The sequence below is a fragment of the Pseudomonas sp. RIT409 genome (genome assembly GCF_003052515.2).
GTDB lineage: Bacteria > Pseudomonadota > Gammaproteobacteria > Pseudomonadales > Pseudomonadaceae > Aquipseudomonas.
In genome coordinates this window covers 14568-26310 of record NZ_QARE02000002.1, presented here as the reverse complement: position 1 = coordinate 26310, position 11743 = coordinate 14568, and the positions used below count along the sequence as shown (strand labels likewise).

The following is an 11743-nucleotide window of genomic DNA, read 5'->3' as shown; positions in this document are numbered from 1 at the left end:
GCTTCTGATAGAGACGTTATTATGTTACCCGTTCCTGCCCCTGTGAGTGGTCATCGTGTCCCGACTTTTTTTACTTTTTGTCGTATTCATCACCGGTTTTTCCATCCTTTCCCCCGCCCAGGCCGATGTCCGCGTATTGACCAGTATCAAGCCGCTGCAGCTGATCGCAGCTGCCGTGCAGGACGGTGTCGCCGTGCCCGAGGTGCTTCTTCCACCGGGCGCGTCGCCGCACAATTATGCATTGCGTCCTTCCGACGTACGGCGTGTCCAGGATGTCGATCTGCTGTACTGGATCGGCCCGGACATGGAGACGTTTCTGCCGCGGGTACTGACCAATCGCAGCAAGACGTCGGTTGCCGTGCAGTCGTTGCCGGGGATGCACTTGCGCACGTTCACCGCCAGCAGCTCGCACCACGACGATGACGATGAACACGATCATGACCACCGCCCCGGCAGCATTGATGCGCACCTGTGGCTATCGACGGTCAACGCCCGAGTGATCGCGGCCAGAATGGCGGCGGACCTTGGCAACATCGACCCTGCCAACGCTGCCCGTTACCAAAGCAATCTCAACGCTTTCGATGCGCGATTGGACGCGCTGGATGCCAAGATCAAGCAGCGCGTGGCGGGTATCGCAGGCAAACAGTATTTTGTGTTCCACGAGGCGTTCGATTACTTCGAGGAGGCCTACGGCATCCAGCATGCCGGTGTGTTCGCCGTGAGCCATGATGTGCAACCTGGTGCGCAGCATGTGGCCGCGATGCGCGAGCGGTTGGCTGAATACGGCAAGACCTGCGTGTTCAGCGAGCCCCCGCTGCGACCGAAGCTGGCGGATACCCTCAGTGCGGGTTTGCCGGTGAAGCTGGCTGAATTGGACGCGCTGGGTGGTTACACCCCCGCCACTGCGCAAGGGTACGAGCAATTGCTGACCCGGCTGGCAGACGACTTGGCGGGATGCCTGGAAAACCTATGACCGCGGTCGCTCTAAGCCGTGTGCCGCTCATCGGTTGCACGGGGAGTGAGCTGCCTCACTCACCGTCCTCCTGACGCGGACGTCGCCATCAAGATGGCCGTTTACAGGGCGAATGGCAGGGGAATGTGCGTTTCCTGGCGTTGCTCCAGACGTATGCGAAACTCCCCAGGGTCGTGAATCAGCACGTCCTGGCCCGCGAAGCTCTCCGCGGCGATCAGTCGCGACAACCAGAACCTGACGCAACCGACTCGCAGCATGGTTGGCCACAAGTCGGCTTCTGCTGCCGTGAAGGAACGCAAGGCGGCGTAAGCCCCCAGCAGTGCCCGTGCGCGGGGCGCATCGATGCTGCCATCCTCGAATGAGCACCAGTCGTTTACGGCGATCGCCACGTCGTAGAGCATCGGTGCGGAGCAGGCATTGTAGAAATCGATCACCCCGGTCAGATGCGTGCCTTCGAACAGCGTGTTGTCGCGGAACAGGTCCGCGTGGACGTTGGCACGGGGCAGCGCCATGATCTTTGCCTGCTGGTGGGCGATTTCCTCCACCGAGGCCTTCAGCAGCGCTGCTTCCGTTTCCCCGAGGTGAGAGACAAAGTTGCCACCTTCCTGCAGCATCCACTCCAGACCCCGATCCGTACGGCGCTCGATGGGGTTGTCGCGCGTGGCCAAATGCATGTGGGCAAGCAGTTCGCCAATCTGCGCGCAGTGCTGAGTGTTCGGCTCGGACGGATGCTTACCGGACAGGCGCGGCTGCAGCAAGGCCGGTTTGCCCTTGAGCTGGCGCAGCGCCTGGCCGTCGGTGGTCCGCAGCGCATAAGGGACAGGTAGGTCCGCCTCGTGCAGGACGTCGAGCAACTCGATGAAAAAGGGCATCTCCTGTACGGGGCCGCGCTCGACCAGGGTCAGGACGAATTCGCCTTGTTCCATGCTGATGAAGTAGTTGGTGTTTTCACTTCCGGCTGCAATGCCCTGGAAATCGCGCAGGTGGCCGAGCCCGTACGGGGCGAGAAAGGTTTCCAGCTCAGGCCGAGCCAGGGGAGTAAAAACGGACATATGAACACTGCCAGCAAAAAGTGAATGTAGGGCCTACCAGCTGAATAATACCCATTGGGGAATCAGCATGTCCGGTGGGTCCGAACGGATGAATTGACCGCTTGTGCCATCGGCGCGCACGAGATAGTACGGCTTGCCGTGTTTTGGCGTGATTTTTACCGCATAAACGAAGCCGTTGGCTTTGTACTCCTGAACGAAGGTATCGCCGTCCTTGCGAATGGTCACGTCAGGCTCAGCCGTAGGAGCTTGATCCTCCGCCGCGTGTGCAAAGAGAGGGAAAGCCAGCAACAGAGCGACCAGTAACAAGCGATTTTGCGTACGCATGATAACCTTGCTCCTTTGTCGTCAACGGTCTTCGCATTCTAGCGCCGACCCCGCCGAAAAGGTTGATCCTGCATGAGTCTCGCGCCCCTCGTCCTGGTGGACGGTTCTTCGTACCTGTACCGCGCGTTCCACGCGCTGCCGCCACTCACCACGTCAAAAGGTCTGCCGACCGGCGCGGTCAAGGGCGTGCTGAACATGCTCAAAAGTTTGCGAAAACAGTACCCGGACAGCCCGTTCGCTGTGGTGTTCGACGCCAAGGGCGGCACGTTCCGCGACGAGATGTTCGCTGAATACAAGGCTAATCGCCCGAGCATGCCCGACGACATGCGGGTACAGATCGACTACCTGCACAACTGCGTGAGAGGGCTGGGGTACCCGTTGTTGTGCGTAGACGGCGTCGAGGCCGACGACGTGATCGGCACCCTGGCGCGTAGCAGTGCGGCGGCGGACCGCCCGGTGATCATCTCGACGGGCGACAAGGACATGGCGCAACTGGTCGATGGTCACATCACGCTGGTGAACACCATGACCGGCAGCGTTCTGGACGTCGCAGGTGTCGTCGAAAAGTTTGGTGTCGGCCCCGAGTACATCATCGACTACCTCGCGCTGATGGGGGACAAGGTCGACAACATTCCCGGTGTGCCAGGGGTGGGTGAGAAGACTGCCGCCGGCCTGTTGGTCGGGATCGGCGGCGGTCTCAAAGCGCTCTACGAAAACCTCGACAAGGTCCCTTCCCTGCCGATTCGCGGCGCCAAATCGCTGCCCGCGAAACTCGAAGAGCACAAGGAAATGGCATTCCTGTCGTATCAGCTAGCAACCATCAAGGTCGACGTGCCCCTGGACATCGAGCTGGACGCCCTGCACTGCGGCGAGCCCGACCGTGAAGCCCTTCTGGCGCTCTACACCGAACTCGAGTTCAAGAGCTGGATCAATGACCTGCAACGCGAAGCGAAGCAGGAAGGTGCGCCAATCGCACCCGCACAGGAGCCTGCTCCCGTCATTGAGGCCCAATATGAACTGGTGCTTGAGCAGACGCAGTTCGACGCATGGCTGAAAAAGCTCGACGCGGCCAAGTTGTTCGCCTTCGTCGTGCAAAGCAACGGTACCGATGCTCAACGCGCACAGATCGTAGGGCTTTCCTTCGCAATCAAAACCCACGAAGCGTGTTACATCCCCCTGACCCACGCCTACATGGGGGTGCCTCAGCAACTGGACCGTGACGCAGTGCTCAAGGCCGTCAAACCCATGCTGGAAGACCCCAGCAAGGTAAAGGTCGGCCAGCACGCGAAGTTTGCCATCAATCTATTGGCCAACTGCGCGATCGATGGCGACCCGAATCAGGGCATCAGTGTCCAAGGGGTCAAGTTCGACACCATGCTTGAGTCCTATGTGCTCGATTCCACCGCCACCCGGCACGACCGCGACAGTCTGGTAGCGAAATACCTGGACCACACGCCCGTCAATTTTCAGGACATTGCGGGCAAGGGTGCCAAGCAGTTGAGCTTCGACCAGATAGCCCTGGAGCAAGCGGGCATCTATGCGGCTGAGGAAGTGGACCTGACCCTGCGTCTGCATGAAACCTTGCAGGAAAAACTGGCTCGCACCCCATCGTTGGCGCCTGTCCTCGATGAAATCGAGATGCCGCTGATGCCGGTGCTGGCGCGCATCGAGCGTCAGGGCGCTTTAGTGGATGCCAAACTGCTGGGGACCCAAAGCGTCGAACTGGGCAACAAGATGATCGAACTGGAGCGCGAGGCCTTCGCCATCGCGGGCGAAGAGTTCAACCTCGGTTCGCCAAAGCAGTTGGGCGTGATCCTTTACGAAAAGCTCGGGATGCCAATCATCAGCAAAACGGCCACTGGGCAGCCCTCCACTGCCGAAGCGGTGCTGGCCGAACTGGCCGAGCAAGAATACCCGCTGCCGAAAGTGCTCATGCAGTATCGCTCGATGAGCAAGCTGAAAAGCACTTACACCGACCGCCTGCCCGAGCAGATCAATCCTCGCACCGGCCGCATCCACACCTCATACCATCAAGCGGTGGCGGTCACAGGGCGTTTGTCCTCCAGTGACCCTAACTTGCAGAACATTCCGATTCGTACCGCCGAAGGACGCCGGATTCGCCAGGCGTTCGTCGCACCTCAGGGCTACAAGCTGCTAGCGGCGGACTATTCGCAAATCGAACTGCGGATCATGGCGCATCTGGCCAAGGACGAAGGGCTGCTTCACGCTTTCCGCCACGACCTGGACGTCCACCGCGCGACGGCGGCGGAAGTCTTTGGCGTCGAGCTGGAGAACGTCACCGGTGACATGCGGCGCAGCGCCAAGGCCATCAATTTCGGTCTGATCTACGGCATGAGCGCGTTCGGGCTGGCCAAACAGATCGGGGTGGATCGCAAGCAGTCCCAGGCCTACGTCGACCGTTACTTCGCCCGCTACCCAGGCGTGCTCGACTACATGGAACGCACCCGCACCCAGGCGGCCGAGCAAGGCTTCGTGGAAACCATTTTCGGTCGCCGCCTGTACTTGCCCGACATCAACGCCAAGAATCAGGCCCTGCGCAAAGGCGCCGAACGCATGGCGATCAACGCGCCGATGCAAGGCACGGCGGCCGACATCATCAAGCGCGCGATGGTTGCCGTGAACGGTTGGCTCGACCGTTCAGGCCTGGATGCACGCGTCATTCTGCAGGTGCACGACGAGTTGGTGTTGGAGGTGCGAGAAGATCTGGTCGAGGCGATCAGTCAGGAGATCCGTGTGCACATGAGCGGTGCGGCCAAGCTGGATGTGCCGCTGCTGGTGGAAGTGGGGGTCGGCAGCAACTGGGATGAAGCCCATTAACTGTCAATCCTGATTGATGGCGGCCAGCCCGTGAACCGCGGGCCCCGCGAAGCTGCCAACATTAAATTTCCGCCGTTTTTGAACTTCGGCGGACAAACCCCGGTCAGAGTTCGGGAATGGCTGACGCAGCCATTCATGCTCCTATGTTGTGTTAAGTGTTGGCAGATATCCGGGCCCTTCCCTGAAGGCCTGGACTTGGACCCCGAACTTCCCCTCCCCATATGAAGTCCGGGGTTTTTTTTGCCTGCAATTCAGGCCGCAGGCGCCTTATCTTCCAGTTCCATCCAGTGGGCCAGCACGGTGTACGCCTCTTCCAAGCCCTGGCGCTTGGGCGCGGAGAACAACTGGATGGTCACCTCGTCACCCCACCCTTTTCGAATTTGCGACTGCACCTTGAGCAGCGTGTTCTTCGCCGCGCCGAAGGTCAGCTTGTCAGCTTTGGTCAGCAGAATATGCATCGGCATCCCGCTGGCAATGGCCCAGTCGAGCATGAGCGTGTCGAAGTCGGTCATCGGATGGCGGATGTCCATCATCAGAATCAACCCTTTCAAACTCTCCCGGCTGCCCAGGTAGGCTTCCAGGTGCCGTTGCCAATGCTGCTTGAGCGGGATCGGCACCTTCGCGTAACCGTAACCCGGCAGGTCGACCAGACGACGCTCGTCGTCCAGGCGGAAAAAGTTCAGCAGTTGGGTGCGACCGGGTGTTTTCGAGGTGCGCGCCAGGCTGGCGTGGGTCAGGGTGTTCAGTGCGCTGGATTTGCCAGCGTTCGAGCGTCCGGCGAAAGCGACTTCGTACCCTTCGTCATCCGGGCATTGTTCGACTTTGGCGGCGCTGAGCTGGAACTTGGCCTGTTGGCACAAGCCGAGGATCGGGTTCTTGAGTTGCATGGGATATCCGGTGAGGGCGTAGCGGCAGAGGCGCTGCCACGAGTGTCGATGCCGATTGATGGCCGCAAGTATATAGCGCCAGGCATTTTGTGTGTGCTTTGTCCCCCCGGCAGGGTGACGTTCGCGCAAGTGGGGCTACCATTAGACCTATAACAAACGCTGGGGGAATGAGTAGCCCTGCTATTCATCGCTCACCCCGGCCGCACGGATGAGCCGATGAACAAATTACTGGTGAGTCTGCTGTTGACGTGGGGCGTTTCCCTGACCGCACAGGCTGCTGACATTGCTGTGGGCGACGTGGTGGCCGGTCAGGCGAAAACCGCCGTGTGCGGTGCCTGCCATGGCGCGGATGGCAACAGCATGGCCCCCAACTTCCCGAAACTGGCCGGGCAAGGCCAGCGCTATCTGCTCAAGCAACTGCACGAGATCAAGGACGGCAAGCGTGTGGTGCTGGAGATGACCGGCTTGCTCAACAACCTTAGCGATCAGGATCTTGCAGACATCGCAGCGTATTTCGCCAGCCAGCGAGGCAGCGTCGGAGCGGCGGACCCCAACCTGGTCGCCAGAGGCGAAGCATTGTTTCGCGGCGGAAAGATCGATCAAGGTATGCCCGCTTGCACGGGTTGTCATTCACCGAATGGTGCTGGGAACGCTGCCGCCGGCTTTCCTCACCTGAGCGGCCAGCATGCCGACTACGTGAAAAAGCAACTGACGGCCTTCCGGGAAGGTGAGCGCACCAACGATGGCGACACCATGGTCATGCGCACCATTGCGTCGAAGCTGAGCAACAAGGACATCGACGCGTTGGCCGCCTACATACAGGGCCTTCATTAAGTCTGGATTAAGGTGCGAGGCCCTTTTTGTCGGAAGCCGACAGTCGGAAACAACGAAATACATTTCCTTCTCAACCGGGCGAAAAGGGTCGTAAATGGCTGCTCTTTTTTGACCTCTCAGGCGTTACACTTGCGAACTCGTATCACCTCCCCCGGTCAAAACGCGGCCGTCGAGGTGACTTTTCATGCCCAGGAGTTAAGCATGCGTAATCTGATTCTCAGCGCCGCTCTGGTGATCACCAGTCTGTTCGGTCTGACCGCTCAAGCGGCGGAGCCGATCGAAGCTGGCAAGCAATATGTCCAGTTGAGCAGCGCCGTTCCTGTTTCCGAACCCGGCAAGATCGAAGTCGTCGAGATGTTCTGGTATGGCTGCCCGCACTGCTATGCCTTCGAGCCCACCATCAACCCATGGATTGAAAAGCTCCCGGCCGACGTCCATTTCATCCGCATCCCTGCCATGTTCGGCGGCCCATGGGATGCCCATGGCCAACTGTTCATCACGCTCGACACCATGGGCGTGGAAAAGAAAGTGCACAGCGCCGTCTTCGACGCCATCCAGAAAGGTGGCAAACGCCTGACCGATCCTAACGACATGGCCGATTTCGTTGCGACCCAAGGCGTGGACAAGACCAAGTTCCTCGAGACCTATAATTCGTTCGCTGTGAAGGGCAAGGTTGCCCAATACAAGGAACTGGCCAAGAAGTACGAGATCACTGGCGTTCCAACCATGATCGTCAACGGCAAATACCGTTTCGACCTGGCCAGTGCCGGTGGTCCTGAGCAGACGCTGGAAGTGGCGGATCAACTGATCGCCAAAGAACGCACCACGCTGACCAGCAAGTAAGCACTGCCGCATCATGCGCTGGGGTTCCGAACGCACCGTTGCCCGGCACACGCCGAAGGTCAACGAGCGCCATCTGAAGCAAACCGGCCTGCCCGCCGATGGCAGGCTGCGTTTGCTCAGCTTCAACATTCAGGTGGGCATCAGTACCGAGCGCTACCGGCACTACCTGACGCGCGGCTGGCAACACGTGTTCCCGCACAACGGCCGCGCGGGGAATTTGCAGAAAATCGGTGATCTTCTCGGCGACTATGACTTGGTCGCCTTGCAGGAAGTCGACGGTGGCAGCCTTCGCTCCGGCTACGTCAATCAGGTCGAACATCTGGCCCAGCTCGGGTCGTTTCCTTACTGGCACCAACAGCTCAATCGCAACCTCGGACGCTTTGCCCAGCACAGCAACGGCGTGCTGAGCCGCCTGCGGCCGTGGGATATCGAGGATCACCCCTTGCCCGGCCCTTCGGGGCGCGGTGCGATTCTCGTCCGTTTCGGCGAAGGCGAAGACGCGTTGATTGTCGTCGTCATGCACCTGGCATTGGGCGCGCGGACGCGAACGCGCCAACTCGCCTACATCCGTGAGCTCATCGCAGGCTACAAGCATCAGGTCTTGATGGGCGACATGAACACCCATGCCGCCGATTTGCTTGAAACCTCACCGCTGCGCGACTTGGGCCTGTTAGCACCCCAGATCGAAGCCACTTTTCCGAGTTGGCGCCCTCAGCGCTGCCTGGACCATATCCTCCTCAGCCCCTCCCTGACACTGGAAAAAGTGCAGGTGCTGGCTCAGCCCATTTCCGATCATCTGCCGGTTGCGGTGGAGATTCGCTTGCCTGCCTCATTGATTGGCGATTCCCTGCCGATAACAAGCACATCTCCCCGCGGACCCTCGGAATGAGCGACGAAGCCCAACGCTGGAAAGAGAAATACCTCAAAAGCATCGAGCAGCAAGACAAGCTCGAAAAGCGCTGGAATGCCCGGTTGGACCTGTTGCGACGTGGTTTGGTGCGCAGCAGCCTGGCCGCTGAGGGTGCCGACAAGGCCGTCGATCAGTGCATGAAGGAAATGCGCGAGATCGTGCGCAAGGACGATATGGACGCTGGCCTGGCGGCGTTGATTCCTCGTCTGGAGAAAGCCGTGCTCGATTCAGAGCAGCGCCGGGAGCAACGGATCGAGCAGATGGGCACCGCGCTGACGTCGCTGGTGACGCAACTCCAAGCGTTGCCGTTACCTCGCGAAGTGGCCAAACCGCTCAAGCGTTTCGCCAAGAACGTTGAAGACCGCGTCAGTCAGGCGCGTGAAATCCCCCTGTTGCTGAGCGAACTGAGCGGATTACAAGGCAAGGCGCTGGCCGAAATCGAGCACCCCGAGGCGGTCGGGCGGCCTGGCTTCTTCGAGCGCTTGTTCCGCGGGCGAGAAGAGCCCGAGCCTGGCTTGTCGTCTGAGCCGCCTGCGGCCCCCCTCGTCGCTTCGCCTGCCTCTGCTGGAGCCGCTCACCTAATCGATGTTCAAGACTCGGCACCGCAACTCGATGATCAGACAGGCTCCGCCACCAGGCGGGAACGCGCCGAAGAGGCCCCCGTCGAAGTGTCTGTCGCGGCCGCCCAGTCCGATGGGGCGGAGGGCGGAGCCTTACCAGAAGCTCACGTCGTATCGCCCGTCGACGCCGAGCCTGTCATTACAGAGGTCAAAGAACCCTCTCCCACCCTCGCCCTCAGCTCCGTTGAACAGGGGGAGCCCCCCGTTGCGCAGGCCGACCAGGTGCCCGCCTCTTTCGTGGGCGCCGAGTCCGATGACGCCCTGGCGGCGCCCAGCGTCGAGCCTGCTCCCGAAGACGATGAGCCGGCAAGGGCGAACGGCGAGCAGACGCCCTCCTCAGCGGCGGGTCAGGACGGGCAAAGCGACGAAGATGTCGTCCGGCGCGAAGATGAGCCTGACGAGGGCACGACGACTGAAACTGACGAAGAAGGCCCCTATGCGCTGCCCTCTTCTCCCGAGCCCAGTTACAGTTCGGTCGCCGCGCACATCGAACAGACGCTCCTTGGCCTGCTCGACGACCTGACGCTGCCAGAACATCACCGTCCACAAGCCGAGGCCATGCGTATCCGATTGCAGCATGGCTTGAATTGGTATGAATTGCTGCCGATTCTCGATGATCTCGCCGTGCTGATGCTGGCCATCACCGACAGCGGTCAGCATGAGTTCGAGCGTTATCTGAAGCAACTCAACGAGCGGCTGGAATCCTTTCAGGCCAATCTGCAGGCTGCCAGTGCAGACCATGCCGGCCAGCAGACCGCGTCACGGGAGCTGAATGAGCAACTGCGCGAGCATGTCGGGGATCTGCAAACCAGCGTTCAAGAAGCCGCCGATCTCGACAGCCTGAAGACCATCCTCGAGCGTCGGCTGGAAGGCCTGCTCGGCACCATGGACGAGCATCAACGGCAGCGCGATCAGCGCGAACAAGAGGTCGCCTCGCGTCTCCAGTCGCTGGCCAGTCGGGTCGCCACCATGGAGCAAGAGGCACTGGGTTTTCGGGCCCACCTCGAGGAGCAGCGACAAAAGGCGCTGATCGACACGCTGACGGCATTGCCTAATCGCGCAGCCTGGAACGAGCGGCTGGAGCAGGCGGTCGCGCAGCAGCCCAGAGACTCAAGCCTGCTGCTGGGAATTCTTGACCTCGATCACTTCAAGCGGATCAACGATGGCTATGGTCATCTGGCAGGCGACAGGGTGCTGAAAATTGTCGCCACCGAGTTGAAAAAGAAACTGCGGGGGGCGGACTTCATCGCGCGGTTCGGTGGCGAGGAGTTTGTCCTGCTGTTGCCTCACACCTCGATGGCCGATGGGCTTGCCCTGCTGGAGCGCCTGCGTCAGACCGTCGAACGGTGTCCGTTTCATTTCAAGGGCGAACCGGTCACCATCACGGTCTCGATGGGGGTCACTCCTTTCCGTCCCGGTGAGCGCAGCGACGCCGTGCTCAAGCGGGCGGACCAGGCGCTGTACCGTGCCAAGGATCTGGGTCGGAATCGCATCGAGCAGGGTTGACGACGCGCGCTGCGCAGCTGGACCCGTTTGCCTGTGCGCCCCTTGAGGGGGTGCGCACTTTTTGGGTGTTGCGCCGGCATTACGTTACACTGTTGCATTATTCGCCTCAGCGATCTGCCTTTTTATGAAGTCTTTCTGCACCCTTTGCATGGCTCTGCTGCTTGCTGCCTGTTCCAGCGGGCCGAAGCTCGACACCAGCCACCCTTCCGTCAATTTCGACAGTCGCGCGCAATTCGTCGTGGTGCATTACACCTCTGCGTCGCTTGAACGCTCGTTGGCGCTGCTGACCCATGGGGAGGTCAGTGCCCATTATCTGATCGGCGACGGTTCTGCCACGGTGTACAAGCTGGTCGATGAAAATCAGCGAGCCTGGCATGCGGGTGAAAGCGAGTGGGAAGGTCGAACCTGGCTGAACTCCAGCAGTATCGGCATCGAGATCGTCAATCCGGGCTACAAAGACACGCCCACCGGTCGACTGTGGTATCCCTACAGCGAAGCGCAGATCAAGGCGCTGATCGCGCTGCTCAAAGACATCGTCAAACGGAACAAAATCGAACCGCGCCATGTGATCGGTCACAGCGACATCGCCCCGCTGCGCAAGCTCGACCCCGGTCCGCTGTTTCCGTGGAAGCGCCTCGCCCAGGAAGGCCTGGGCGTCTGGCCGGACGAGCAACTCGTTGCCCGGCAGCAAGCTCAGATGATGGGTGTACTTCCGAGTGCGACCTGGTTCCAGCAGCAGTTGGCGTTAGCGGGCTATTCAACTCCTCAGACGGGTGAGTGGGACATCGCGACGCGCCATGTTCTGGCGGCGTTCCAGATGCATTATCGCCCGCAGAAGTTCGATGGCGAGCCCGATACCCAAAGTGCGGCTATTCTTCAGGTATTGAACCTCAGGCATTAAATTTCCCGTGGCATCGGTATTCGGCGGGCTATTTGCGCGCTTGTTGCTATACCTC

General features: G+C 60.4%; 10 protein-coding genes. 7 read left to right on the top strand and 3 right to left on the bottom strand.

Annotation, left to right across the window (positions count from 1 at the left end):
- Nucleotides 1-46 precede the first annotated feature (46 nt).
- A complete protein-coding gene (locus DBP26_RS02635; RefSeq protein ID WP_108236393.1) occupies nt 47-973 on the top strand; it encodes a zinc ABC transporter substrate-binding protein ZnuA in 927 nt (308 codons plus the stop codon).
- A 101-nt stretch (nt 974-1074) separates the two neighbouring features.
- Here DBP26_RS02635 and DBP26_RS02630 read toward each other — a convergent pair whose 3' ends face one another.
- Together DBP26_RS02630 and DBP26_RS02625 are read right to left on the bottom strand one after the other, a co-directional pair.
- Nucleotides 1075-2025: a homoserine kinase gene (locus DBP26_RS02630; RefSeq protein ID WP_108236394.1), complete on the bottom strand. Its 951-nt coding sequence runs from the start codon at nt 2023-2025 to the stop codon at nt 1075-1077.
- A gap of 33 nt (nt 2026-2058) precedes the next feature.
- On the bottom strand, nt 2059-2349 hold the full coding sequence (locus DBP26_RS02625; protein ID WP_108236395.1) for a DUF2782 domain-containing protein: 291 nt from the start codon (nt 2347-2349) through the stop codon (nt 2059-2061).
- A gap of 72 nt (nt 2350-2421) precedes the next feature.
- Between DBP26_RS02625 and polA the strand changes: the two genes are divergently transcribed.
- Nucleotides 2422-5187 carry a DNA polymerase I gene (gene polA / locus DBP26_RS02620; protein ID WP_108236396.1) on the top strand — a complete coding sequence of 922 codons (2766 nt, stop codon included), beginning with the start codon at nt 2422-2424 and terminating at the stop codon, nt 5185-5187.
- A gap of 251 nt (nt 5188-5438) precedes the next feature.
- Here polA and yihA read toward each other — a convergent pair whose 3' ends face one another.
- Nucleotides 5439-6074 (bottom strand): ribosome biogenesis GTP-binding protein YihA/YsxC, encoded by a 636-nt coding sequence (gene yihA, locus DBP26_RS02615; protein WP_108236397.1) that lies wholly within the window; start codon nt 6072-6074, stop codon nt 5439-5441.
- 216 nt (nt 6075-6290) lie between these two features.
- Here yihA and DBP26_RS02610 point away from each other — a divergent pair, with 216 nt between their 5' ends.
- The 5 genes from DBP26_RS02610 (at nt 6291) to DBP26_RS02590 (ending at nt 11688) form a co-directional block, all read left to right on the top strand.
- Nucleotides 6291-6908, top strand: a complete 618-nt coding sequence (locus tag DBP26_RS02610) for a c-type cytochrome (protein ID WP_108236398.1) — start codon at nt 6291-6293, stop codon at nt 6906-6908.
- Nucleotides 6909-7109: 201 nt separating this feature from the next.
- A complete protein-coding gene (locus tag DBP26_RS02605; RefSeq protein ID WP_108236399.1) occupies nt 7110-7751 on the top strand; it encodes a thiol:disulfide interchange protein DsbA/DsbL in 642 nt (213 codons plus the stop codon).
- 10 nt (nt 7752-7761) lie between these two features.
- The gene (locus DBP26_RS02600; RefSeq protein ID WP_108236400.1) at nt 7762-8640 is read left to right on the top strand and encodes an endonuclease/exonuclease/phosphatase family protein; all 879 of its coding nucleotides are present in this window, start codon (nt 7762-7764) and stop codon (nt 8638-8640) included.
- Nucleotides 8637-10787, top strand: coding sequence for a diguanylate cyclase (locus DBP26_RS02595; RefSeq protein ID WP_108576118.1), 2151 nt, complete (start codon nt 8637-8639; stop codon nt 10785-10787). The genes DBP26_RS02600 and DBP26_RS02595 overlap by 4 nt, the downstream gene beginning before the upstream one ends.
- A gap of 124 nt (nt 10788-10911) precedes the next feature.
- A complete protein-coding gene (locus DBP26_RS02590) occupies nt 10912-11688 on the top strand; it encodes an N-acetylmuramoyl-L-alanine amidase (RefSeq protein WP_108236402.1) in 777 nt (258 codons plus the stop codon).
- Nucleotides 11689-11743 lie beyond the last annotated feature (55 nt).

Coding starts and splice junctions, on each gene's coding strand:
- DBP26_RS02625 (WP_108236395.1), bottom strand. CDS start 2,349: ATGCGTACGCAAAATCGCTTGTTACTGGTCGCTCTGTTGCTGGCTTTC.
- polA (WP_108236396.1), top strand. CDS start 2,422: ATGAGTCTCGCGCCCCTCGTCCTGGTGGACGGTTCTTCGTACCTGTAC.
- DBP26_RS02605 (WP_108236399.1), top strand. CDS start 7,110: ATGCGTAATCTGATTCTCAGCGCCGCTCTGGTGATCACCAGTCTGTTC.
- DBP26_RS02630 (WP_108236394.1), bottom strand. CDS start 2,025: ATGTCCGTTTTTACTCCCCTGGCTCGGCCTGAGCTGGAAACCTTTCTC.
- DBP26_RS02595 (WP_108576118.1), top strand. CDS start 8,637: ATGAGCGACGAAGCCCAACGCTGGAAAGAGAAATACCTCAAAAGCATC.
- DBP26_RS02590 (WP_108236402.1), top strand. CDS start 10,912: ATGAAGTCTTTCTGCACCCTTTGCATGGCTCTGCTGCTTGCTGCCTGT.
- yihA (WP_108236397.1), bottom strand. CDS start 6,074: ATGCAACTCAAGAACCCGATCCTCGGCTTGTGCCAACAGGCCAAGTTC.
- DBP26_RS02610 (WP_108236398.1), top strand. CDS start 6,291: ATGAACAAATTACTGGTGAGTCTGCTGTTGACGTGGGGCGTTTCCCTG.